Here is a 24179-nt window from a genome sequence, read left to right as displayed (position 1 = left end):
GTACGCCGGTCCATCGCCTTGCGCCAGCCACCCGCCACTGCGGGAGACCACCCCGCCGTACCGAGCCGGTTGTTCTCCCAACGCTTCGCATAAGCATCCCGCCGCGCCTGGAACAGGTTGGCGTAGAACGCCAGCTTCTCCCGCACCGGCGACGCCATCGTGACCGGTCCCGGCGTGGCCATCGCCGCGAGTTGCTCCTGAGCCGGAGCGGTGTGCTGGCCCCGCAGATCCAGCAGACGCGACAGCCGATTGTTCTCCGCCCGTAACCGCTCCAGCTCACGACGCAGCCGAGCGACCTCGTCGTCAGTCACTGCGTCAACGGACCACCGGTCAATCTTCACACGCCGGTCGCCGCGAGCCTGACAGCCGAGTCAGTCCAGCCGGGCGCGAGCGGAAAGCTCTAAGATTCCCAGGTAGCACGCCAAAAGTAGAGGCGCCGCTACCAAAGCAAGCTCCCACATGTGCTCGGAAACAGAGACTCTGCTGGCATTGCGCGCACGGCTGCCGGACAGAGAAGAAGGGCTCGGCAACCGGCGTGGGTCCTCCGCCGTGCAGCATCACCGACGAGCTCGTCGGCCTGGCCGATGCCGGCCGAAGGCCGCCAGCGGCCGAGTCAGTCCCGTTGCGCGCGATCGCCCGGCGCCTTGACGACCAAAGTGGGCCTTGTGGGCAGTCAGCTGCCAACCCGACGCGGCGTTGCACTGTGCGACGAGCAGTGGCGAAGGCGCCTCCGGCATCCCTCAATCGTGAGTTGGGCGGTGTAGACGCATCAGAGCGGGTTAGATGGATACTCATGATGCGCGCCTTCGTTGCGATGACAGTCGCTGGCATGCTGTTGGCGGGTTGCTCTTCGTCAGGGCAGGAAGCGACTCCAGAGACCGCGCCGGTGGAGGCTTCGCCGGAAATTGATCTCGGCGAGGAAGGGATCGCCAGCGCGGCGCCGGTCGAAACCTACGACGTCGGACGGCAGTTCACCCTGGCTTGGAAGGAAGCTGAGGCGACCGACACCCCTGAGGACGTCAACATCACCTTCACAGTGACTGGCTGGAGGTGCGGCGATCAGGCAACGCCGTATCTAACGCGGGGCAAGAGGAAGTACGAAGAGGACTACGGGCAGGCCTCGGACGCGAAGGTTGACGGCGGCTATCAGCTGTGCGTAGCGCTGCTGAAGGTGGCGAACACAGGCAAGCGCAAGTATCAGCTAGACCCTGTAGTGAAGGCTGTTGACCCGAGCGCAGTTGAGTACGACGCCGATGACGAACTGACCAGTGTCATCGGCAACGAGATCACCCGGAACAATCGGGAATCGTACGGTTCAGCCATCGTGTCTATGAACCCCAGGGAGACGGCGGTAACCGCAGCAGCTTTTCAGATCCCTGCCGACACCACCATCGCCAACCTCATGATCGTCGGGGGAAGCGTCTACTCCGAAGCCTCGAGGGCACTGGTTCGAGTGAGTTAGCCGGCGGCCACGGGGCCAGTTGCTTGAGGCGTCGCACCCCAATCCCGTCCGCCTTAGAACCACGCTGTGAAGCGAGCCTCGTCCAGGGCGGCAAGGTGGAGCGGCCTACCGGACGAGCGACCTTGTCACCCTGAGCCAGGCGCTGGAACTGGCCGTCCGGCACGGCCGTCGGTGCTGGGGTAACCCGTCCCTGGCGTGCGGGATCCCGCCCAAAGCCCATCGCTGATCTGAATCCTCCTGGCCCGCCCGTCAATCCAGCGCGTTACGACTACCGGCGGGCGGCCTGGGACGCCGTTCATTTCCCCCGACTGCTCGACCGGTACTGGCAGAACCTGCGCCGCGCGGTCGGCTGGAACGTCCAATACGCCGGCTGCGTCGGTCGGCACGCTCTACCAGTGGCGGCACCGTGGCCAGGGACCGCGTGCCCGCAAAGTGGGCCGGCACCTGCGCTACGACCCGGTTGACGTGCAGTCCTTGCTGGCAGAAGCGGCCTGACGATGAGCATGGCGAAGCGACCCAACGGCAAGTGGCGCGCCCGATACCGCAACACCTCCGGCCGCGAGCATTCCCGGCACTTCGATCGCAAGGCCGACGCCGAACGCTGGCTCAACTCGGTGAAGAACAGCATCGCGCGGGGTGAGTGGATCGACCCCGCTTCGGCGAAGGTGAGCGTCGGCGATTGGGCGACCCGGTGGATCGGCAATCAAGTCCGGCTCAAGCCCCAGATCTTCCCGGTCTGGGAACGGGTAGAGCTTTCGGCAATCACGCACGCCGACGTAGGCGAGTGGATCCGCCGCATGTCAGAAGCCGGCCTCTGATAACGCCGGACCGGCCTTCGACGCGGTCCGGCCGCCCGCAAAGAAGCAGGCCAGATAACGTGGGGCGGGCGGGACTCGAACCCGCGACCGAGGGATTATGAGTCCCCTGCTCTAACCCACTGAGCTACCGCCCCGTACCGGCGGCGATCCTATCCCGTGCCCCGCACCCTCAGCTAGCGATCTATCACCGCACCAGGGATTTCGGCTGTAGGACGATCTGTCGCCGGGGGTCGGAGACGAAATCGGGGGGCTGGAGATCTTCGACTCTCGGCAGCCCTTCATCGCCCACCGAGGGCTCGTCGGGGCCGTCCTGTGTAGTGAATTCGGCGTAATTCTCCGGGTTGAGATCGCTCAAAACGGCCCTCCTAGACCCCGATCCCGGCGCCGATTGACGCCAGGACTGCTCCGGCTGCGCGCCAGCCGCCGGCTAGCGCGCCCTGGATGGAGGGGCTGTCTCGGTGGTCGCCGGCCACGAAGAGGCCGTCGCCCAGGGCGACCGGCTTGCGCAGCCGGGCCTGGGGGGTGCGGGCCGCCGGCAGCGCCTGCGGGATGGTGACCACGTTGAGCAGCTCCCAGTCGTCGGTCGGCGCGCCGTAGATCCGAGACAGCTCGACCCGGATGACGGCCTCGGAGGCGCTGGACGGCGCCGAGACGCCGACGATGGTGGCCGCTATGAGGCTTTTGCCGCTGGGAGCGTACTCGGGGGCGGCGTTGCTCAGCACGACCGTGTTGGCGATGATCTCTCGACGGTCTCCGTCGAGCAGCAGGATGGGCTCGTCGATGGGTGCGCGGCCGGCGCCGAAGTAGAACGTCGTCAGGCCGTGCACCTCGGGACGGGGCAGCCGCGGCAGCAGGGCGGCGGCGGTGAGCGGGTCGGTGGCCACGATGATGGCCCGGCAGTGGATCTCTCCGCCTTCGGTGACGACCATGCCGGGTCCGATGGAGAGGGTGCGCGCGCCGATCAGCAGCTGCGGGAACGGCAGCGGGCCGGCGATCGCCGCGGGCAGGGCGGCCATGCCGGCCGCCGGCACGCCGATGCGGCCGCGGGTGAACGAGCGCAGCACCATCGCGGCGACGTGGCTGGACGTGTCGAGGGCCCGTTCGGCGAAGACGCCGGAGAAGAACGGGCGCAGCACCTCTTCGATGATCCGGTGGGAGAGGCCGGCGTGCCGCAGCATCTCCTGGGTGGTGGTTTCGGGGGCGTCGAGCAGTTTCGCGACCGGCAGGGTGGCGCAGCGGGTGGCGAGCGCCGCGAACTTGAGCCGGTCGGCGAAGGTGCCGACCCCGGAGGTGAGGGTCTGCGGAGTGGCGAGCGGATCGCGCAGCGGGTTCTCCAGGCGGTGCAGGCCGCCGCCGCGGCGTACCAGCACGCCGGAGGTGAAGTAGCGCATGTCGAGCGCGTCGACGTCGACGAGTGCCGGAAGGCGCGGATAGGCCGTGTTGAGCACCTGGAAGCCGCGGTCCATCCGCCATCCGTCGAGGACGTCGGTGGCGATCCGGCCACCGAGCCGGTCGGACCCCTCGACGAGGAGCCATTCCACGCCCGCACGGTCGAGCCGCCGGGCAGCGGACAGCCCGGCGAGCCCGCCGCCGACGATGACGACGTCCACCTCAACCGGCTGCGACATGAATACCTCACAGGATGCAATCAACGCGAGACCCAGCGTAACCGGGCATGTGCGGCCAGGGAGGCGAAAGAGCCAGGCGGCCTCTGGCCACAAGATCAAAAACAAGGAGGGGTACGGGCTACGCGTTCCCGGTCGAGAAGGATCGCCGACACGCGTACCCTAAAGAAGAAATCCCAGGCCACCTGGCCTGGGATTCAGTGAAGCTCCCCGAATTGGACTCGAACCAATAACCTGCCGGTTAACAGCCGGCTGCTCTGCCAATTGAGCTATCGGGGACTGCTCTGCATGCTCTGCCGCCGGGCTTCCCTGGCGACGGAGAACAGACTACATGACCATCGGGGCGACCCACCAACGGGATACCCCTGAGGTGAGTCGGGTCCGGGCGACATCCGGGAAAGGGCATATCCGGTGAGTACCGGACCGACAGGATGGGTATGCAACCCCGCAGACGCACGCGCGTCAACAACGGAAGGAGCCGCCATCATGCGCGGAAAGCTGATGTTCCTCACCGGTCTCGCGGCGGGCTTCGTCCTGGGCAGCCGTGCCGGCCGGGAGAAGTACGAAGAGATCCGGGCCAACGCTCAGAAGGTCTGGCAGCACCCGACGGTGCAGGAGGCCGCCGGCGTCGCTCAGGCTCAGGCGAACAAGCTCTACACCGAGGGCAAGGACAAGCTCCAGTCGTCCAAGCTCGGTGAGAAGCTGCAGACCACTGACACGTCGTCCAGCAGCACGAAGAGCTCCAGCACCACGGACGAGCTGCTGGCGCCCAGTGACACGCTCGCCGGGTCGAAGAGCAGCAGCACCGGCAGCACCAGCACCGGCACCACGTACTGACGCCGGTTTCGCCGCAGGGCCGCTCCGCACGCGGAGCGGCCCTGCGCCGCGCGCCGGGTCAGGAGTTGGACGAGAAGGCGGCGTCGAACGCGGCGGCGGGCGCGTCGAAGGCGAGCCCGCGGACGAACTGGAGCGCCTCGGGGGCGCCGACCAGCCGGTCCATCCCGGCGTCCTCCCACTCGATGGAGATCGGTCCGGCGTACCCGATGCTGTTCAGCGCCCGGAAGCAGTCCTCCCAGGGCACGTCGCCGTGGCCGGTGGAGACGAAGTCCCAGCCGCGCCGCAGGTCGGCCCAGGGCAGGTGGGAGCTGAGCCGCCCGCGGCGCCCGTCACCGGTACGCACTTTCGCGTCCTTGCAGTCCACGTGGTAGATCCGGTCCCGGAACTCGAGGATGAAGTTGACCGGGTCCAGTTCCTGCCAGACGAAGTGTGACGGGTCCCAGTTGAGCCCGAAGGCCGGCCGGTTGCCGATCGCCTCGAGGGTCCGCCGGGTGGTCCAGTAGTCGTAGGCGATCTCGCTCGGGTGCACCTCGTGCGCGAACCGCACGCCCACCTCGTCGAACACGTCCAGGATCGGGTTCCACCGGTCGGCGAAGTCGGCGTACCCACGGTCGATCATCTCGGTGGGCACCGGCGGGAACATGGCCACGGTGTGCCAGATCGACGAGCCGGTGAAGCCGACCACCGTGTCGACACCGAATTTCGCCGCGGCCCGTGCGGTGTCCTTCATCCGGTCCGCCGCGCGTCCGCGTACCCCCTCGGGGTCTCCGTCCCCCCAGATGGCCGGCGGCAGAATGCCGCGATGGCGCTCGTCGATCGGGTGGTCGCAGACCGCCTGCCCGACGAGATGGTTGGAGATCGCGAAGCACTTGAGGTTGTGCTTGGCGAGCTGTTCGTGCTTGCGGTCGATGTAGTCGTCCTCGGCGAGAGCGCGGTCCACTTCGAAATGGTCGCCCCAGCAGGCGATCTCCAGTCCGTCGTAGCCCCACTCGGACGCGAGCCGGCAGACCTCCTCGAACGGCAGGTCGGCCCATTGACCGGTGAAGAGCGTGATCGGTCGTGCCATGATCCCTCTTTCGTGGCGGGCGGTGGCCGGCCGGCGAGGGAGACCGGCCAACGAGGCGCCGCCAGGAGATCGGGCGACCGGACCGCCGGGTTTGCGCCTCCCGCTCGGCCCGCCCGTCACGGCGGTGGCCCCAACCGCGACTCTACGGCGGCACGGCCGGGCAGCGAAAGGGCTTGATCAGGGTGCGGTGCAGGGCAGCTGCTCCGGAACCAGCCCGATGCCGGTCAGCTCCTCGATGACGTACGCGAGATCGTCCGCCGCCTGCTCGTCGTCCCGGCCGGTGTCCACGTCGATGTACTCGGTGCGGGCGGTGTCGGCCGCGAGCAGGTGCCGCAGGACCGGCTGCCATCCGCCCGCCGGGTCGGTGATCCGGGCGGTGATGACCGAGAGGCCGGCGTCGGTGAGCTGGTCGATGCCGGACTCCGGTTCCGGCCAGTCACGCAGCACGGTGGTCAGGTCGAGGCAGACGCCGAGCCGGTCCTTGTCCACCCGGGTGAGCGCGGCGACCGTCTGCTCGGGACTGTCCAGGACGCGGCCGGGCGCGGGCTGGAAGCCGGCCCGGACCGCGCGGCCGACCCGCCAGGCGAGGTCGGCGAGCCCGCCGGAGAGCCGCCTGAGGTTGCGGGCGCAGGCTTGCTGCCGCGGCTCGTCCCAGTCCTCGGCGCGCCCCAGGCCGCAGGTGCCGACGGCGCCGCGGACCTCCTCGGCGGGCAGCAGGTCGACGAGGATGCGGGCCAGGTCGAGGGTCTGCCGCAGGCGCTCCGGTTCACTCCAGTCGGCGGTGGAGGTCTCGCCGCTCAGGGTGACCACCTCGAGGCCGCGGGCGTCGAGTTCGGCACGGAGCCGGGTGCGGGCTCGTCCCTCGTCGGCGAGCGCGGCGGCCAGTGGGTACGGCAGCCGCAGCGCCACCGCGAGCCGGCCACTGCCGAAGCGGGTCCGTAACGCCGAGGTGGCGGCGTCGAGGCGTTCGCCGGCGGCGGTCAGCGAGTCGGCTTGATCTAGGCTGATGCCACAACTGAGGTGCACGATCCGGCCGGAGGGATGTCGCAGCCGCATCAATATCCTCCCCGGACGAGGTCACCCGTGCAGGTGCACGTGCATTCGCTCGTGCTAACGCTTCCAGTATGGACCATCTCGGCGTCGGTCCTAGATCGACCGATCTCACCTGCCCGGGGTGTCATGCCGCCTCCATCCGTGGAATGCTCTGCCCTCGGATACGAGCGTGCGACGTGGCCCGGATCACCGGCGTACGGCGCGTGCGACCCGTGACCGGCCACGACTTGATCGGAAAAGGCCCAAGGGATCGGCGAGCACCGATCTCTTGGGCCGGGGTGACCAGCGGGTAGCTTTCCGAACACCGTCCCGAAAGAGCGTTCTCTCGGGTTTACCCGATTCACATTTTGCATAAACGGACACGCAACTGCGGACGCACGCCGAAGCGGGTGCGCGGGCAGACCCGCCCACGCACCCGCATCACCCACCGCGGACCGGTCGGCGCGGGGCGCAACCACGCCGTCCCTCACCGATCCCGGCGGACGTCTCAAAGGGTCAGCCCTGGACGGCCTCCAGGACCGGCTCCACCTCGGTCCAGCTGCCCGCGGCCGCGGATCGTTCGACCGCGTCCAGGACCAGCTGCACCTGCAACGCGTCGGCGAACGACGGCGCCGGGTCCTGCCCGGCCGCGATCGCCTCGATCAGGTCGCGGACCTCGTGGGTGAAGGAGTGTTCGTACCCGATCAGGTGCCCGGGCGGCCACCACGCGGCCATGTACGGATGCTCGGCCTCGGTCACCAGGATCTTGGTGAAGCCCTGCTCCGCTGCCGGGACAGTGGCGTCGTAGACCTCCAGTTCGTTCATCCGCTCGAAGTCGAACGCCAGCGAGCCGAGCGAGCCGTTCAGCTCGACCCGCAGCGCGTTCTTCCGGCCGGTGGCGAAGCGGGTCGCCTCGTACGTGGCGACCGCTCCCCCGTCGAGCCGGGCCAGGAAGAGAGCGGCGTCGTCAACCGTGACGTCACCCGTAGCGGCGCCGTTGCCCGAGGCGGAGAGCCCGGACGAGGCCGACGGCAGCGGACGGGTACGGACGAACGTCTCGGTCAGCGCCGACACCGCGGTGATCGACTGGCCGGTGACGAACTGGGTGAGATCGACGATGTGCGCGCCGATGTCACCCAGGGCGCCCGACCCGGCGATCTCCTTACGCAACCGCCAGACCAGTGGGAACTGCGGATCGACGATCCAGTCCTGGAGGTAGACGGCGCGGACGTGACGGATGGTCCCGATCCGGCCGGCCGCCACGAGCTGACGCATCAGCGCGACGGCCGGCACCCGGCGATAGTTGTAACCGCACATCGCGCGTACCCCGCGGGTTTTGGCTGCGGCTGCGGCCGCGGCCATCTCGCGCGCCTCGGCCACCGAATTGGCCAGGGGTTTCTCGCAGAGAACGTGCTTGCCGGCGGCAAGCGCGGCAAGCGCGATCTCGGCGTGGGTGTCGCCGGGAGTGCAGATGTCCACCAGGTCGATGTCGTCGCTCTCCACGACGGATCGCCAGTCGGTGGTGTGCCCCTCCCAGCCCAGCTTGACGGCCGCGTCCGCCACCTGGCCGGCGGAGCGACCGCAGACCACCGACATCCGGGCCCGTGCGGGCAGATCGAAGACGTGATTGACGGTGCGCCAGGCCTGCGAGTGCGCGGCCCCCATAAACGCGTAGCCGACCATGCCGACTCGCAGGTCCTGCGACATGCTGCCCCCTTAGAACCCGAGCTTGGCGTACTGTGCGGCGTTCTCCTTGGTGATCGTCTCGGACGAGAGCATGATCTCCTTGGGCACCTGGAGCTCGACCAGGTCGCTCATCCCCTTGCCTTGAGCGATCAGGCGGGCCAAAGAGATCGCCGAGGAAGCCATCGACGGGCTGTACGTCACGGTGGCCTTCAGAACCTTGTCGTCCTTCGTGATCGTGTCGATCGCCGCCTTCGAACCGGCGCCGCCGACCATGAAGAACTCGCTGCGCTTCGCCTGGTCGATCGCGGCGAGAACACCGATGCCCTGGTCGTCGTCGTGGTTCCAGAGCGCGTCCATCTTGGGCAGCGCCTGCAGCAGGTCGGTGGCCGCCTGCTGGCCGCCGTTGACCGTGAAGTCGGCGGCCCGCCGGTTGGCGACCTTGAAGCCGTACACCGCGAGGGCCGTGGTGAAGCCCTGCGAGCGCTCCTGGGTCAGTTCGAGCGAGTCGATGCCGGCGATCTCGCCGATCACCGGGCTGCTGACGCCCTTGGCCTTGAGCTGCGCGCCGATGTACGCACCGGCGGCCAGCCCCATGCCGTAGTTGTCACCCTTGATCTGCAGCCGGTACGCGGCCGCCGAGGGGAACGCCCGGTCCAGGTTCACCACCGGGATGCCGGCCTGCATCGCCTGGATGCCGGCCGCGTTCAGTTCCTTGCCGTCGTACGGCAGCATCACGATGATGTTGGGCTTCTCGGCGATCAGCGTGGCGATGGCCGCCCGCTGAGTCGCCGCGTCCGCCCCGGCCTCGGTCAGCTTCAGCTCCACGTCGGAGTACTGCCCCGCCTGAGCCTTGGCATTGCTGGTGATCGCGCCGATCCAGCCGTGGTCGGCGGCCGGGGCGGAGAACCCGATCACCACCTTCTCGCCGGGTGCCGCGTTGTCGTTGCCTTCGTTGGTGTTGACCTGGGTGTTCTCGGTGGGATTGTTACTGGTGCAGGCGGTGAGCAGGGCGCCGGCGCCGACAGCAGCGCCGCCGAACAGAACGCGCCTACGGGACAATGCGGACATTATTGCTCCCGTCTCGAATTTCACTTCTTGAACAACTGCGTGAGTGACTGATAGCGGAACTGCTGGATCAAGACGGCGGCGACGATGATGCCGCCCTTGACCATGTTCTGGACCTCGGTCTCGAGGTTGTTGATCGCGAAGAGGTTGGTGATGGTGGAGAAGACCAGCACGCCGAAGACCGCGCCGACGATGGTGCCCCGGCCGCCACTGAGCAGGGTGCCGCCGATGATGGCGGCGGCGATGGCGTCCAGCTCGTACAGGTTGGCCATGCCGGCCTGCGCGCTTGTCGCCTGCGAGGTCAGCATGATCGCCGCGATGCCGCAGCAGAGTCCGGAGAGGACATAGAGCAACACGGTCTGCCGCTTCACGTTGATGCCGGCCAGCCGGGCCGCCTCCTCGTTGCCGCCGATCGCCACCGTGCGGCGACCGAACGTGGTCCGGTTCAGCAGCACCCAGCCGGCGGCCGCCACCGCGGCCAGGATGTAGACGAGCAACGGGATCCCGAAGATCCGGGTGGTGGCGATCGCGTTGATCGTCTCGTTCGTCGAGATCTGCGTCTGCTTGTCGGAGATCTGCGCGGCCAGGCCGCGCGCCGCCACCAGCATCGCCAGGGTGGCGATGAAGGGCACGAGTTTTCCGTACGCGATGAGCAGGCCGTTGACCAGCCCGACCCCGATCCCGACCATGAGCGCCGTGAAGATCATCCCGGCCGCGCCGAAACTCTGTGTGGCGACCGTGGTGCACCAGACCCCGGCCAGCGCGATGATCGCGCCCACCGACAGGTCGATGCCACCCCCGATGATCACGAACGTCATCCCGACCGTCACGACACCGATCGCCGACGCCTGCTGAAGGATCACCAGGATGTTGTTCCGCACCCAGGCCGGGTCGCTGTAGAGCTCCGGCCGGGTGATGATCCCGATGATCACTAGGAGCACCAGTACGCCGATCAGACCCAGATTGCGGATCGTCCCCTCGTCGAGGCGCCGTGGCTCCCGCTTCTCGGCGGGCAGAGTCTCAGTGATCATGCTGTGCCTCGTCTCATCGGAGCGGCCGGGTGCCGCTCGGTGTAGACGGTCATGCCGGCTCCCCTTCCAGCAGCGACCCCGCCATCACGAGGTTCAGAACGGTGTCCTCGTCGATCTCCGCAGCCGGAGACTCGTGGATCATGTGGCCCTCGCGCATCACCAGCACCCGGTCGGCCAGACCGAGCACCTCGGGCACCTCGCTGGAGACCAGCAGCACGCCCACCCCGCGTTCGGCGAGGTCGCGGATGACCTGGTAGAGCTCGGCCCGGGCGCCCACGTCCACGCCCCGGGTCGGCTCGTCGAGCAGCAGCAGCCGGGTCCCGCCGAGCAGCCAGCGGCCGACCACCACCTTCTGCTGGTTGCCGCCGGACAGCGTGCGCACCGGCCGGATCACGCCGGGCGGGCGCAGCTCCAGCGACTTCGCGGTCCGCTCGGACGCGGCCCGCTCACCGCCGGTGTCGGTGAACCCCACCTTGGCGAACTTGGTGAACGACGCCAGCGTCATGTTCTTGAAGATCGGCTCGTCCAGCAGCAGCGCCTGACTCTTGCGCTCCTCCGGGGCCATCCCCATCCCGCCACGCACCGCGGCCTCGACACTGCGGACCGGCTTCCCGGCCAGCTTGACGGTGCCGGCGTCCGGGCGGCGAGCGCCGAAAATGGTCTCCAGCAGCTCGGACCGGCCGGAGCCGACCAGCCCGGCGATCCCCACGATCTCGCCGGGGCGGACCGTCAGACTCACGTCGGCGAACTCGCCGGACCGGGTCAGGTTCTCCACCACCAGCAGCGGGTCCTCTTCGGGAGGTGCGTCCCGGCCGGGCGGGAAGACGTACTCGATGGAGCGGCCGGTCATCTTTCCGACCAGCTCACGGGTGGGTGTGGTGCGGGCCGGCAGGTTCGCCGCGGTGGTCCGGCCGTCCTTCAGCACGGTCACCCGGTCACCGATGTCGCGGATCTCGTCCAGCCGGTGCGAGATGTAGATGACCGCGATCCCCTGCGCGGTCAGCTCCCGGATGATCCGGAACAGGTTCGCCACCTCGTCGTGGGCGAGCACGGCACTCGGCTCGTCCATCACGATCAGCCGGGCGTCGTGGGATAGCGCGCGGGCCATGCTCACCACCTGCTTGGCGGCGGCCGGCAGGGAGCGGACCAGGCGGCGCGGTGAGATCTCGGCATGGCCGAGCCGGGCCAGGATCTCCCTGGTACGCGACGCCGTGACCCGCCGCCGGGTGAAGCCGAACAGGCTCGGCTCGTGACCCAGAAACGCGTTCTCCGCCACCGACAGGTCGTCGACCAGGTCCAGCTCCTGGTAGATCGTCGCGATCCCGGCCCGCATCGCGGCCTGCGGCGTGCCCGGAGCGAACGGCTCGCCCCGCCAGGTGATCTCACCGGCGTCGGCGTGGTGCACGCCGGCCAGCACCTTGATCAGGGTGGACTTGCCGGCGCCGTTCTGCCCGAGCAGGCAGTGCACCTCGCCGGCGCGCACCTCGAGTTGTACGCCGTCCAGAGCACGTACGCCCGGGAAGATCTTGACCACGTCGTGCAGCCGCAGCACCACCTGGTCCTCCGTGCCCTGCGGCACCGCGCTCTCCTCTGGCTCCGGGGCGGTCATGACGCCTGCTCGAAAGCGGAGTCGCTGGCCAGCACGGCGGCGCCGGTCACCCCGGCGCGGCTGCCCAGCTCAGAAAGGACGACCGGGAGGTTGCCGGTGGCCAGCGGCAGCGACCGGCGGTAGACGACGCTGCGGATCTCAGCGAGCAGCACGTGCCCGAGCTGCGCCAACCCGCCCCCGATGACGATCATCGACGGATTGGCGAAGGAGACCAGCGTGGCGAGGACACCGCCGACCCGGCGACCGCCGTCGCGGATCAACCGGATGCAGGCGATGTCGCCCTCGGCGGCACCGTCGGCGACGTCCTTCGCGGTGACCACCGCGCCGCTCTCGGACCCGCCCCGGGCCGCGCGGCCGGAGCCGGAGCGAGCCGGCCGCGCCGCCGCGAGGCGCTGAGCGAGGGCGGGCGACTCGCCGGAACGGGCCGCCGCGAGGGCGTCCCGAGCCAGTGCCGCGCCGCTGAACAGCGCCTCCAGGCAGCCGGTGTTGCCGCACGAGCAGGCCGGGCCACCCGGTTCGACCTGAATGTGCCCGATGTCGCCGGCACACCCGTCCACTCCGCGGAAGACCGCGCCGGCCAGGTGGATGCCACAACCCACCCCGGTCCCGATCTTGACGAAGAGGAAGTCGTCGACGGAGTGCGCGACCCCGCCGTGGCGCTCCCCGATCGCCATTATGTTGACGTCGTTGTCCACCACCGCCGGGCAGCCGTGCTCGCGAGCGAGCAGCTCGCGCACCGGATACCGGTCCCAGCCCGGCATGATCGGCGGGGAGACCGGAACGCCGTCGCGGAAGCTGACCGGACCCGGCACGCCGATGCCGACCGCGTCGAGCCGCTCGTACACACCCTCGGCCTTCGCCTTGGCCAGCAGATCGTTGACCCGGTGCAGGATCGCCCTCGGCCCGGAGCGGATGTCGGTCGCCTCCCGGTACGCCGCGAGCGGCTCCAGCCGGCCGTTCGTCACCTCGACGTCGATCGAGGTGGCGCCCAGGTCGACCGCGGCGAACCGCAGCCCCGGATGCAACTCGACAAGCGTCGAGCGGCGGCCGCCCCGGGAAGCGGCCATCCCCGCCTCGGCGATGAGCCCGGCAGCCACCAGCCGCTCGACCTCGGCGAGGAGGCGCGGCCGGCTCAACTCGAGACGATCACCCAGCTCCGCGCGGGAGACTGGGCCCTCGTCACGTAACAGGCGGAGGATCCGCAGATGGGGTGCATCGGTCAGGTACAACGAACACCTCCGATGAAGTGGTGCCCGTCACATTAAGCCCGTTCCGTCTCTCCGGTCCATACCTTCTGCATGATCAATAAAAACTTTTGCACTTTGACACGAAAGTTCGGCGGGCGCGATCGGGCGCCGGGCGCCGCCGCGAGCGGCAGCGGCAGGGCCGGAAACAGCGATCGGCGTGCCGCCGCGGATGCGACGGCACGCCGATGACAGGCGTGAAGGAGCGGGTCAACCCTGACTCAGGCCCTGCTCGCTCCCCTTCTTCAGCTTGCGGGTGTCGCGCAGTTCCAGGAACGGCTCGTCGTCGGCCGGGTGACCGGCGGCGATCGCCCGGCCCCGCTCGAGCTCCGCGTCGAGCTCGGCGCCCAGCATGATCGCCATGTTGGAGATCCACAGCCAGACCAGGAAGGCGATGACACCACCGAGCGTGCCGTACGTCTTGTTGTAGTTGGCGAAGTTCGCCAGGTAGAGGGCGAACGCCGCGGACGCCGCCACCCAGAGCACGACCGCGAAGATGCCGCCCGGGCTGACCCACCGGAAACCGCCGGTCTTCGCGTTCGGCGAGGCCCAGTAGAGGACCGCGAACATCAGGCTGACCAGCGCCACCAGGACGGGCCACTTGGCGATGTTCCAGGTCGTGACGGCGGCTCCGCCCAGCCCGATCTGCTCACCGACCACCCGGGCGATGTCCCCGGTGAAGATCACGATGGCGGCGGAGGCGACCAGCATCACGCCGACCAGGGCGGTGACGCCGACCCGGATCGGCAGGGTCTTCCAGACCGGCCGGCCCTCGGGCACGTCGTAGATGGCGTTCGAGGCGCGCATGAACGCGGCGATGTAGCCCGACGCCGACCAGAAGGCGACCGCCAGACCGATGAGCGCCGCGAATCCGGCGGTGCCCTGGTTCTGCACCTGGCCGAGCACGGTGTCGACGAGGGTCTGCAACTGCTCGTTGGGGGCGATCTCCTCGACGGCGTTGCTCACCGCTTTCTGGCCGTCGGTGCCGACCAGGCCGAGCAGGGAGATCAGTACGATCATGGCCGGGAAGATCGACAGCACACCGTAGTAGGTGAGCGCGGCCGCCCAGTCGGAGACGTTGTCCTCGGAGAACTGCTTGAACGTCCGCCGGACGGCCGCCCAGATTCCCTTGAAGTGCAACTGGGCCGGGCTGTCCGGTCCGGCGTCCGGTCCGGGCGCGTCCAGGTCGTTGTCACGGTCCTCGCCGGTACGGACCGTTGCGGCGGCGGACGTGTCGTAGTCTTCGGCACCGCGCTGCCGCGCATCCGCGGCCTCGGGGCCGTCGGCCGAGGAGTGCCGCGCGGGCTCCTCGGACTTGTGGCGAAGAAGTTTCATGGCGGGGCTTCCCTCCGGGTCAAGCGACGGCTCCGGTCGTCCCGCACGCCGCACTTCCCCGCCGCGAGGTGCGATTACGACCCGATTGCTTGTTGCCCGGCAACGGCCCGCCCTAACCTCCTTCGTCAGGCTCCGGCACACCAGGGACAGCCGAACGGGTATCCGGCCGCCGGAACGGACCGCCGGCCGGGGCCGGCGGGCTCACTTGCAGAGCATGCGCTCCATCCGGCGACCCGCCACGGCGAGTCCGACAGCGAGCAGAACCAGCAGGTACACCACGTCGAGCGCCTGCACCCAGCCGACGGTGCCGGTGGTGATGCCCCGGATCAGGTCCACCGACCGGTACAGCGGAGTGACCTCCACCAGCCAGCGCAGCGCCGCAGGGTACGCCGTCGCCGGCACGAACGTGCCCGAGAAGAGGAAGAGCGCGAACTGTGCCGAGCCGATCAGGTCGAAGTCCTGCCAGCTGCGGATCAGCGTGGACGTCATCATGCCCAGCGCACCGAAGGCGAAGCCCACCAGGACCGTCGCGGGGAAGGCGGACAGTGCCCGCCCCGGCGTGGTCAGGTCCATCGCCACCATGATCACCAGGAAGGCCGCCGAGTAGATGCTGCCGCGGATCATCGCCCAGGCCAGCTCGCCGAGCGCGATCTCGATGGGCCGCACCGGAGTGGCGAGCATGCCCTCGTACAGCCGCATGTACTTCATCTTCCCGAAGAAGTTGAAGGTGGTCTCGGAGAGCGCCCCGCTCATCGCGGACGCGGCCAGCATCGCCGGGGCCACGAACTCCGCATAGCTCACCGTGGCACCGCCGGGCAGGCCGATGTCGCCGATCAGCTGCCCGACCCCGATCCCGATCGAGAAGAGGTAGAGCACCGGCTCCAGGAAGCCGCCCAGCATCACCAGCCAGTACGCCGAGCCGAGCGCCGTGACGTTGCGCTCGGCGACCGAGGCGGATCGCCGGCCCGCGCCCTCGAAGGACACCAGTTTCGGCAGGACCAGAGTCAGCACGTCACACCACCAGCCGCTTACCGAATCGCCGAACCGCCAGAGACCACCCGGCCGCTCCCCAGCCCAGCAGGTAGAGGAGCTGCCACAACCCGTCCCACCCCGGTGAGACGCCCAGCGTGGCGGCCCGCGACAGGTCCACCCCGTGCCAGAGCGGCAACACGTATGCCACCCAGCGCAACAGCCCCAGCGACTCGATGGGGAAGAACACCCCGGAGAAGAGCGACATGGGCAGCACCGCGAACCGCATCAGGATCGCCAGATAGCTGTCGCTGGTGACACTGGCGCTGTACGCCATCACCGGCGCCGCCACGGCCAGCCCGGTCAGCGCCGAGATCGGCAGCACGGCCACCGCCCACAACGAGTGCAACGTCCCGAAGAACGCCGCCACCAGCAGAAACGCGCCGGCGCTGAGCAGCACCCGGAACAGCATGAAGGCCAGGTGCCCGGTGACGATGTCGGCGACCCGCAGCGGCGCGGCGGCCTGCGCGAAATAGACCTTCAACCACTCGAAGTAGCTCAGCACCGGCCAGGTGGACTCACCGATCGCGGTCTGCACGGCGGCCGACGCGATCAGGCCCGGCACCAGCCAGTCCAGATAGTCGACGCCGTCGACACCGGCGGTGACGTAACCGCCCACGCCGATGCCGAAGCCGAGCATGGTGAGCAGCGGCAGCACCAGCGTGGAGAGCGCGCTCGCCCGCCACGTCCGGCGGTAGTTGACCAGGTGGTACTCCAGAACATACGCCGAGGCGGTCATCAGTCCACCAGCGTCCGGCCGGTGAGGTGCAGGAACACGTCCTCCAGGCTGCTGCGCCGGACCAGTGCGCTGGACGGGCTGAGCGAGCGCCGGTGGACCTCGGCCAGCGCGTCGTCGCCATCCGCCACATACATCAGCACGCGGTCGGGCAGCACCTCGATCCGGTCGGCCATGCCGGCCAGCTTCTCCGCGTAGGTCCCCTGCTCATCGGTGGTGAAGCGCAACTCGACCACCTCGCGTGTCGAATATCGCTCGATCAGCTCCCGTGGCGAGCCCTCCGCCACGATCCGACCGCCGTCCATCACCACCAGGCGGTCGCAGAGCTGCTCGGCCTCATCCATGTAGTGGGTGGTGAGCACCAGCGTCACGCCCTGCTGCTTGAGCCGGAAGAGCCGCTCCCAGACCAGGTGCCGGGCCTGCGGGTCGAGCCCGGTGGTGGGCTCGTCGAGCAACACCAGGTCCGGCTCGTTGACGAGCGCCCGGGCGATCGTCAGACGCCGTTTCATCCCGCCGGAGAGCGGATCCACCTTGCTGTCGGCACGCTCGGAGAGCTGCACGAACTCGAGCAGCTCGGCGGCCCGGGCGCGAGCCACCTTGCGCGGGATGCCGAAGAACCGGGCGTAGGTCGTCAAGTTCTCCCGGACGGTGAGCTCGGTGTCCAGGTTGTCCAGCTGCGGGCAGACGCCGAGCCGGGCCCGGATCCGCGGCCCGTCGCGCCGCGGATCCATCCCCAGGATCCGCAGCTCGCCCTCGCTCGGTGGGGACACACAGCCGATCATGCGCATGGTGGAGCTCTTGCCGGCGCCGTTGGGCCCGAGGAAGCCGAATGCCTCCCCGGCACGCACGTCGACGTCGATGCCGTCGACCGCGGTGAAGTCGCCGAACCGTTTGATCAGGCCACGAGCCTGGATAAGCGGGGAGTTCACCCCTGCGACCCTACGGAGGGGGTACGACAGAATCCCGCGCGGCGCCGACCAGTTCGTCGGTCGCCCCGACCACCTCGGGGTGCTCGGCCGGCGTACCCGTGTCGTAGCGGACCGCCCAGCTCAGCCCGTCCCGCCCGCTCACCCGGCGGCCGACCACCCGGACCGCGCCCTCCGACAGAACGTGATGCGTGGTGTACGCGACCGACCGCGTCACCCGGGTCCGCACCTGGTCCGGCAGCTCCCCCGGCTCGAGGAGCAGGAACGACACCGCCGGACCGTCCACCAGCACGGTGTACCCGTCGCGCTCCTCGGACACCTCGGCCGGCGTGATCCGCAGCTCGCGCCCGGACCAGGCGGCCTTGTGGATCTCGTGCCAGCCGAGCCGCTCCACCCCGGACGGCAGCCAGAGCCCCCGGTTGGTGGCCACCACGACGTCGTCGGGCGACTCGGCCACCGAGCACCAGGCCAGCACCCGCTCGTCCGGATCCAGCGGAGGGCGCGAGTTCGCCGGCAACGAGGGACGCCGTCGGAAGAGTTTCACAATCCACCTGCCGCCTGTTCACGCAGGGCCCGAGCCTGCTGTTCCAGCGAGAAGAGCTCCCCGGCCAGGGCGAGGTACTGATCCTTGTGCGTCACCGGGTTGAGCCGCTGCACCTTGGACTTGAGATCCCGGACCCGGGTGGCCAGCGCGCCGCCCTGCAACCGGGCCAGGGTGACCTGCACATATCGCGGGTCGACCGACCCGTCGACGTAGAGCGGCTCGACCGCCAGTTCGCTGACCAGCACCTGACCGCCCAGGTCGGCGCACGCGTCGCGAACCTTCTCGATCCAGACCGCGCCGCCGGTGGCCGAGGACGCCCCGCCGGCCTGGGTCACCGCCTCACGGACCGCCTGCAGGACCGAGTCGCCGTAGTTCTCCGGGCCGAGCGCGTCGAACATCGGCCCGGCCAGCACCGGCTCCTGCAGCGCCAGCTTCAGCGCCTCCCGCTCGACCAGCCGCTGCGGCGAGTCGACGGCCGACGACTGGGTACCGCGGCGCGGCGCGGGAGCCGACTCACCGCGCACCGCGTTGTTCACCGCCCGCTGCACCGGATCGAGATCCATGCCGAGATCACCGGCGAGCTTTCGCGCGTACTCCGGACGCTTTTCCCGGTCTTTGATCTTGGCCACCAGCGGCGCGGCGCGCCGCATGGCCTCGACCCGGCCTTCCACCGTGTCGAGATCGAATTTGGCGAGAGTCTGCCGCAGCGCGAAGTCCACCAGGGGCTCCCGGCCGGCGATCATGTCGCGGACCGCGAGATCGCCCTTGGCCAGCCGCAGCTCGCACGGGTCCATGTTGTCGGGAGAGACCGCGATGAAGGTACGCCCGACGAACCGCTGATCCTCCTCGAACGCCCGCAACGCCGCCTTCTGCCCGGCCGCGTCCCCGTCGAAGGTGTAGATGATCTCGCCGGTGAAGCTGTCGCTGTCCATCAGCAGCCGGCGCAGCACCTGGATGTGGTCGATGCCGAACGCCGTGCCGCAGGTCGCCACCGCGGTCGGCTCGCCGGCCTCGTGGCAGGCCATCACGTCGGTGTAACCCTCGACGATCACCGCCCGGCCGCGCTTGGCGATCTCCCGCTTCGCGTGGTCGAGGCCGTATAGCACGTGCGACTTCTTGTAGATCGGCGTCTCGGGCGTGTTCAGATACTTCGGGCCGTCGTCGTCCTCGAACAGCTTGCGCGCGCCGAACCCGATCACGTCACCGCTCACGTCCCGGATCGGCCACAGCAGCCGCCGCCGGAACCGGTCGATCAGCGAACCCGAGCGGGCCGGCTTGCAGAGCCCGGCCGCGGTCAGCTCCTCGGCGTTGAAGCCCTTCATCCGCAGGTGCTTGGCGAGCGCGTCCCAGCTGTCCGGCGCGAAGCCGCAGCCGTACTTCTCCGCGGCGTCGCGGCCGAAGCCACGCTCGGCCAGGAACTCGCGCGCCTTGCGCGCGCCCGGCGAACCCAGCTGGTCCCGGTAGAACTCGACCGCCGCGGTGTGCGCCGCCAGCAGCCGCTGCTTCTGCCCGGCCTGCGGGCGCGGCTGCGGCGGCCCGCCCGAGTCGGTGTCGTAGCGCAGCTGGATGCCGGCCTTGCCGGCGAGCCGCTCCACCGACTCGATGAACGAGAGATGCTCCGCGTCCATCAGGAACTTGATGGCGTCGCCACCCTGCCCACAGCCGTGACAGTTACCGGTGAGGATGTTGTCCTCGAGGACGAAAGCATGCGTGCCGTCGACCACCGGGCAGAAGACTTCCTCGACTTCGCCGTGGTCCTCGATCGCTTCGACGACCCATCCGCGGCGCTCGTACTTCTTGCGCGCTGCCCGGAAACGGTCGCGGTGCGCCGAGATCAGAAAGAAATCCTCGAGGAGGTCCGCGCCCATGAGGGTCAGCCGGTAGATCGGCGTGGTGTACCCGACCTCCCCATTCGGCCGCTGCGCGGTGGGGAAGCCAGTCCGGACGTACTCACGGATCCCGTAGGTACCGACTCCGATGCGCGTGCAGATGTCCCGGACGTAGTCGAGATGCTCACGATGCGCTGAGTTCAGCGAGATGCAGCCATCGGCGGCGACGTCACCGTCAGCCGCGAAATACCCGGCAAGCCAGCCGTACAGGTAAGAGAGCGACTCGGTCAGCGGAGGCAGCTCGGTTTTGAAGTACGCAGGCAGATCGGTGACTGTGACCCGGTCGTCGGCCACGTAACTGTCGTTCAGCGGGAACCACTTCAGCAGTTCCTGATCCTTGTTCCCGTAAAGGACGGCGATACTGCCGCGGTTGAGAAGAGTTCCATCGCCGAAGACGATGCCTCGCGCGATGCCGAACGGTGATGGGGTCAGACGATGACCACCGTCACGGGTCGCGAGCGCACGAGGAAACACGTGAGCCAGGCGATCGCCGGGACGCAGTTCCGCCGTCGTGCGCTCGATGCGTTTGTCACCCGTACGACCACGGACGAACCAGCGATGGTTACCGGTAGCCCGGATCGTCTTCTTCTGGCCGTTGCGAGTCAACTTCAGATGGACGAGCGCCTGTTCACCGAAAGAGTGAAACGGTGCCTCCACGAAACGGCCGTGCGTCGTGATGATCCGGTGCCGCCCACCGGCGAGCTCTCGAATCTCACGAATTCCCTGGTCGGTGATGACCCTCGTCTCGCCCGCCAGACAGAAGTACACATTTCGGGCGGGTGACACGTTGAACGACGGAGTCTTCTCGTCGTGGAAAGGGCACAGCCCCTTCAGGTTGCCGCCACCGGCCGACCGCAGCGTAACCGTCTCGCTGATCACGTCGACGATCGAGCTCCGGTCACGGACCAGTGCGATGTCCTCGTCCTTGACCCTGCCCGCCACGGCATACATCCTGCCTCGCGCTATCGGCGGGCCGCCACCAGGGTCCGGTGCCAGGCCACCGCGGCGGGATCGGTGAGCGACGCCACCTGGTCGATCACCACACGGAGGGCGGCGGCATCATCGGCGGCGGCCGCATGCTGCGGCCGAAAGAGCGGATCCAACCTTTCCGGGGTACGCGTGAGCGCCTCCACCAGCTCGGCCAGGATGGTGCGCTGCTCCTCGTACCAGCCCTCGGCGGCCCGGGGTCGCATCACGTAGCGGAACGCCATGCCTTTGAGCAGGGCGCACTGGTCCCGCACCGTACGGGGAACCACGAGGTCGGCGTCGTAGCGGCGCATCGGGTCGGTGCCGAACCGGCTGTGCGTGGCACCGACCGCGGACGAGACGAACCGGCCGGTCAGCACGCTGGTCATCCGTTTGAGTGCGACCTGGGCCGGATAGCCGCCGTCGTAGTCGGCCACGGCTGCCACCACCGGGCCGGCCAGCAGCTGATCCAGTGCGGCGCCCAGGTCGTCGGGGCTCTCGCCGGAGTAGGTGGCGGCCACGTCGGCGCAGAGGGCGGCACGCTCGTCCGGGTCGTGCAGCAGCGGCCGCAGCTTCAGGTAGTTGCCGTGTATCCCGTCCTCGACGTCGTGCACGGAGTAGGCGACGTCGTCGGCCCAGTCCATGACCTGCGCCTCCAGGCACCGCCGCTCGTCGGTGCGGGGCTTGCGCAGCCACTCGAAGACCGGCCGGTCGTCGGCGTAGACACCGAACTTGCGGCTGCCGGGCTTGCGGAACCACGGGTACTTGGAGCAGGCGTCGAGGGTGGCCCGGGTCAGGTTGAGGCCGGCGCCGGGGACCTTGGCCTCCAGCCGGGTGACCACCCGCAGGGTCTGGGCGTTGCCCTCGAAGCCGCCGCACGCTCCGGCGACGGCGTCCAGGGCGGCCTCGCCGTTGTGCCCGAACGGCGGATGACCGAGGTCGTGGGCGAGTCCGGCCACGTCCACCACGTCCGGGTCGCAGCCGAGCCGGGCGCCCATCTCGCGGGAGATCTGCGCGACCTCGAGGGAGTGGGTGAGCCGGGTACGCAGAAAGTCGTCCGACCCGGCGGTGTGCACCTGGGTCTTGGCCGCCAGCCGGCGGAACCCGGCCGAGTGCAGCACCCGGGCTCGATCCCGCTGGTACGGCGTGCGCCCGTACCCACTGTCCTTGGTGGGTTCGGATGCCCACCGCTGGGCGTCGGCGGCCGTCATGATCTCACCCTAAGCCGGATGTCCAGGTTGCCGATGGGTCAAGCGTGGAGTCCGTTTCCCGCCGTCCCGGCGTCAGCATCGTCGGACGGCTGCTCATCCTGGGGGCGGCCGGCCTCTTCTCGGTGGCCCTGGTCACCGGGTTCGCGGTCCGTAACGCGGACGATCAGAGCGGGGCGAACACGGAAATCGCCTCGATCAGCGCGGCGATGAGCAACCAGTGGAACGCGGACATGATGCACGACGCGTTGAAGGCCGACGTCATGTCCGCGATGGTTGCCACGACCGCGGCGCAGCGTACGGAGTACGGCGTCGAGGAGGTGTCCGAGCACGGCCGGACGATGATCGAGAAGTTCGACGCGGCGGCCGCGCTCGCGCCGGTGGCGCTGCGGGCGGACTACGCGCAAGCCCGGCCGCAGGTGGTCGAGTACGCCGGTTCGGCCGCCGAGACGGTGGCCGCCGCGGCAACCGACCCGGCGGCGGCCCGGCGGTCGCTGGCCGGGTTCCTGGAGACCTACGGAGCGCTGGAGGAGAGCCTCGGCGCGCTGGACGACCGGGTGTTCGCGGAGGTGACCGCGGCCAGTGAGCGGGGCCGGGAGACCTCGGAGTCCAGCACGACGTTCATCCAATGGGCGGCCGGCGTGGCGAACCTGTTGACGGTGGTCGTATGCCTGCTGACCATCCGGGCGATCCGCCGGCCACTGCGCGGCATGCGGGAGACGCTGCGCACGCTGGCGAACCGGGATCTGACGGTACGGGCTCCGGTGGTCAACCGGGACGAGTTCGGCGAGATGGCGGAGGCGCTGAACGAGGCCATGACCGCGTTGCAGAGCACGGTCGCGGCGACCGCCGCCCGGGTCGACACGCTGAGTGAGGCGAGCGCCGAGTTGCAAACGCTCGCCGGGGAGCTGGACAGCTCCGCGGAGCGGACCTCGTCCCAGGCCCGTAGCGCCGACAGTTCGGCCGGTCACGTCTCCGGCTCGGTGAGCGACATGATGACCGCGACCGAGCAGCTCTCCGCCTCGATCCGGGAGATCGCGAAGCAGGCGTCGTCGGCCGCGTCCACGACGAACGAGGCCACGCAGAGCGCGAACCAGACCGCCGCGGCGGTGGCCCGGTTGAGCGAGGCGAGCCAGGAGGTCGGCGACATCGTCCGGATGATCACGAAAATCGCGGAGCAGACGAATCTGCTGGCGTTGAACGCCAGCATCGAGGCGGCCCGGGCCGGTCACGCCGGCGCGGGTTTCGCGGTGGTCGCCACCGAGGTGAAGGATCTGGCGCAGGAGACCGCGCAGGCGACCGGCGAGATCACCGCGAAGATCATGGCGATCCAGGAGATGACGACGGGCACCGCCGAGGCGATCCAGGCGATCGGTTCGATCATCAATCGGATCGACGACGGTCAGCGTGCGATCGCCGTCGCGGTCGCGGAGCAGGCAGCCACCACCGATCTGATGGCCCGCAACGTGGGTGCGGTCTCGGCGGCGGCCACCCAGATCAGTGGCACCGTCTCGCACATCACCGAGTCGAGCGCGTTCACCGCGGAGGGCGCGAACACCACCCGGCACTCGGCCGAGCTGGTGAGCGGCGCCGCGGACGACATCCGCTCACTCATCGGTCAGTTCCGCTATCAGGACTTGGAACCGAGCACGCAGAACTCGTTACCTTCGGGGTCGGCGAGTGTCACCCAGCTGACGTCGCCCTGACCGACGTCGACCGGGCGGGCGCCCATGTCTACCAGCCGCTCGACCTCGGACTCCTGGTCGTCCGGGCGCAGGTCGATGTGCAGCCGGTTCTTGACCACCTTGACGTCCGGCACCGGCGTGAACAACAGACCGGGCAGCTCGTCCGGGGTACGGCGGATCTCCACCTCGTCCGGCGCCTCGTTCACGATCACGTAGCCGAGCGCCTCGGCCCACCACCGCGCCAGCCGTGGCGGGTCCTGCGCGTCCACCACAATCTGCTCCCACCGGACGGGCATGAAACCTCCCAGATCGACATTTATGGCGGTCACGTTACGCGACCCGGGCGGGTGACCCGGAACCGAACAGCGCACCCGCCGTGCGACGAC

Annotated in this window: 21 protein-coding genes, 2 tRNA genes and 4 pseudogenes; 6 read left to right on the top strand and 21 right to left on the bottom strand. The window is 69.1% G+C overall.

All coding sequences use genetic code 11. From position 1 onward, the window contains the following. Positions 1–56: 56 nt before the first annotated feature. Positions 57–158, bottom strand: a pseudogene (locus I4J89_RS52030) (hypothetical protein); the annotation flags it as partial. 635 nt (positions 159–793) lie between these two features. Here I4J89_RS52030 and I4J89_RS29880 point away from each other — a divergent pair. From I4J89_RS29880 to I4J89_RS29875, 4 genes and pseudogenes are all read left to right on the top strand, one after another. Next, positions 794–1462 (top strand): hypothetical protein, encoded by a 669-nt coding sequence (locus I4J89_RS29880; protein WP_196417448.1) that lies wholly within the window; start codon positions 794–796, stop codon positions 1460–1462. 233 nt (positions 1463–1695) lie between these two features. Beyond that, a pseudogene (locus I4J89_RS51645) lies at positions 1696–1839 on the top strand (replication initiator); the annotation flags it as partial. Position 1840: 1 nt separating this feature from the next. Further along, a pseudogene (locus I4J89_RS49985) lies at positions 1841–1957 on the top strand (helix-turn-helix domain-containing protein); the annotation flags it as partial. Positions 1958–1959: 2 nt separating this feature from the next. Further along, the gene (locus I4J89_RS29875; protein ID WP_196417447.1) at positions 1960–2280 is read left to right on the top strand and encodes a hypothetical protein; all 321 of its coding nucleotides are present in this window, start codon (positions 1960–1962) and stop codon (positions 2278–2280) included. Between the two features lie 60 nt (positions 2281–2340). On the opposite strand, the gene I4J89_RS29870 is transcribed toward I4J89_RS29875, so the two are convergent. The 4 genes from I4J89_RS29870 to I4J89_RS29855 all read right to left on the bottom strand — a co-directional run bounded on the left by I4J89_RS29870 (position 2341) and on the right by I4J89_RS29855 (position 4184). After that, positions 2341–2414 (bottom strand) — tRNA-Ile (locus I4J89_RS29870). Positions 2415–2464: 50 nt separating this feature from the next. Next, positions 2465–2635, bottom strand: coding sequence for a hypothetical protein (locus I4J89_RS29865; protein ID WP_196417446.1), 171 nt, complete (start codon positions 2633–2635; stop codon positions 2465–2467). A 10-nt stretch (positions 2636–2645) separates the two neighbouring features. Beyond that, positions 2646–3908 carry an NAD(P)/FAD-dependent oxidoreductase gene (locus I4J89_RS29860; protein ID WP_196417445.1) on the bottom strand — a complete coding sequence of 421 codons (1263 nt, stop codon included), beginning with the start codon at positions 3906–3908 and terminating at the stop codon, positions 2646–2648. Between the two features lie 203 nt (positions 3909–4111). After that, positions 4112–4184, bottom strand: a tRNA-Asn gene (locus tag I4J89_RS29855). Positions 4185–4391: 207 nt separating this feature from the next. On the opposite strand from I4J89_RS29855, the gene I4J89_RS29850 reads away from it, so the two are divergent. Continuing rightward, on the top strand, positions 4392–4742 hold the full coding sequence (locus I4J89_RS29850) for a hypothetical protein (RefSeq protein ID WP_196417444.1): 351 nt from the start codon (positions 4392–4394) through the stop codon (positions 4740–4742). Positions 4743–4800: 58 nt separating this feature from the next. On the opposite strand, the gene I4J89_RS29845 is transcribed toward I4J89_RS29850, so the two are convergent. The 15 genes and pseudogenes from I4J89_RS29845 to I4J89_RS29780 form a co-directional block, all read right to left on the bottom strand. Beyond that, positions 4801–5808, bottom strand: coding sequence for a sugar phosphate isomerase/epimerase family protein (locus I4J89_RS29845; protein ID WP_196417443.1), 1008 nt, complete (start codon positions 5806–5808; stop codon positions 4801–4803). Between the two features lie 177 nt (positions 5809–5985). Next, positions 5986–6864 (bottom strand): TIM barrel protein, encoded by an 879-nt coding sequence (locus I4J89_RS29840; protein ID WP_196417442.1) that lies wholly within the window; start codon positions 6862–6864, stop codon positions 5986–5988. A 492-nt stretch (positions 6865–7356) separates the two neighbouring features. Beyond that, positions 7357–8547 (bottom strand): Gfo/Idh/MocA family protein, encoded by a 1191-nt coding sequence (locus tag I4J89_RS29835; protein ID WP_196417441.1) that lies wholly within the window; start codon positions 8545–8547, stop codon positions 7357–7359. Positions 8548–8556: 9 nt separating this feature from the next. Further along, a complete protein-coding gene (locus I4J89_RS29830) occupies positions 8557–9594 on the bottom strand; it encodes a substrate-binding domain-containing protein (RefSeq protein WP_196417440.1) in 1038 nt (345 codons plus the stop codon). Between the two features lie 20 nt (positions 9595–9614). Beyond that, positions 9615–10622 (bottom strand): ABC transporter permease, encoded by a 1008-nt coding sequence (locus I4J89_RS29825; protein ID WP_196417439.1) that lies wholly within the window; start codon positions 10620–10622, stop codon positions 9615–9617. Positions 10623–10671: 49 nt separating this feature from the next. Next, positions 10672–12231 carry a sugar ABC transporter ATP-binding protein gene (locus I4J89_RS29820; RefSeq protein WP_196417438.1) on the bottom strand — a complete coding sequence of 520 codons (1560 nt, stop codon included), beginning with the start codon at positions 12229–12231 and terminating at the stop codon, positions 10672–10674. Then, positions 12228–13460, bottom strand: a complete 1233-nt coding sequence (locus I4J89_RS29815; protein WP_196417437.1) for an ROK family transcriptional regulator — start codon at positions 13458–13460, stop codon at positions 12228–12230. The genes I4J89_RS29820 and I4J89_RS29815 overlap by 4 nt, the downstream gene beginning before the upstream one ends. 225 nt (positions 13461–13685) lie before the next feature. Continuing rightward, positions 13686–14810 carry a YihY/virulence factor BrkB family protein gene (locus tag I4J89_RS29810; protein WP_196417436.1) on the bottom strand — a complete coding sequence of 375 codons (1125 nt, stop codon included), beginning with the start codon at positions 14808–14810 and terminating at the stop codon, positions 13686–13688. Between the two features lie 201 nt (positions 14811–15011). Further along, entirely contained in the window at positions 15012–15821 is an 810-nt protein-coding gene (locus tag I4J89_RS29805; protein WP_196417435.1) for an ABC transporter permease, read from the bottom strand. A gap of 1 nt (position 15822) precedes the next feature. Beyond that, complete coding sequence (locus I4J89_RS29800; protein WP_196417434.1) at positions 15823–16578, bottom strand: ABC transporter permease; 756 nt, start codon at positions 16576–16578, stop codon at positions 15823–15825. After that, positions 16578–17504: an ABC transporter ATP-binding protein gene (locus I4J89_RS29795; RefSeq protein WP_196417433.1), complete on the bottom strand. Its 927-nt coding sequence runs from the start codon at positions 17502–17504 to the stop codon at positions 16578–16580. The genes I4J89_RS29800 and I4J89_RS29795 overlap by 1 nt, the downstream gene beginning before the upstream one ends. Before the next feature lie 10 nt (positions 17505–17514). Continuing rightward, the gene (locus tag I4J89_RS29790) at positions 17515–18045 is read right to left on the bottom strand and encodes a hypothetical protein (RefSeq protein ID WP_196417432.1); all 531 of its coding nucleotides are present in this window, start codon (positions 18043–18045) and stop codon (positions 17515–17517) included. Next, entirely contained in the window at positions 18042–19913 is a 1872-nt protein-coding gene (dnaG, locus tag I4J89_RS29785; RefSeq protein WP_373688174.1) for a DNA primase, read from the bottom strand. Before dnaG ends, I4J89_RS29790 begins: the two co-directional genes overlap by 4 nt. A gap of 777 nt (positions 19914–20690) precedes the next feature. Then, a pseudogene (locus I4J89_RS52020) lies at positions 20691–20885 on the bottom strand (CHC2 zinc finger domain-containing protein); the annotation flags it as partial. 11 nt (positions 20886–20896) lie between these two features. Further along, entirely contained in the window at positions 20897–22111 is a 1215-nt protein-coding gene (locus tag I4J89_RS29780; protein WP_196417430.1) for a deoxyguanosinetriphosphate triphosphohydrolase, read from the bottom strand. Between the two features lie 44 nt (positions 22112–22155). Here I4J89_RS29780 and I4J89_RS29775 point away from each other — a divergent pair, with 44 nt between their 5' ends. Next, positions 22156–23814: a methyl-accepting chemotaxis protein gene (locus tag I4J89_RS29775; protein WP_196417429.1), complete on the top strand. Its 1659-nt coding sequence runs from the start codon at positions 22156–22158 to the stop codon at positions 23812–23814. Here the strand turns inward: I4J89_RS29775 and I4J89_RS29770 are convergent. Then, on the bottom strand, positions 23739–24089 hold the full coding sequence (locus tag I4J89_RS29770) for a VOC family protein (protein WP_196417428.1): 351 nt from the start codon (positions 24087–24089) through the stop codon (positions 23739–23741). The genes I4J89_RS29775 and I4J89_RS29770 overlap by 76 nt on opposite strands. Positions 24090–24179 lie beyond the last annotated feature (90 nt).

Origin of the sequence: Actinoplanes aureus (assembly GCF_015704865.1) — a bacterium.
GTDB lineage: Bacteria > Actinomycetota > Actinomycetes > Mycobacteriales > Micromonosporaceae > Actinoplanes > Actinoplanes aureus.
This window is presented reverse-complemented; position numbering and strand designations above follow the sequence as displayed.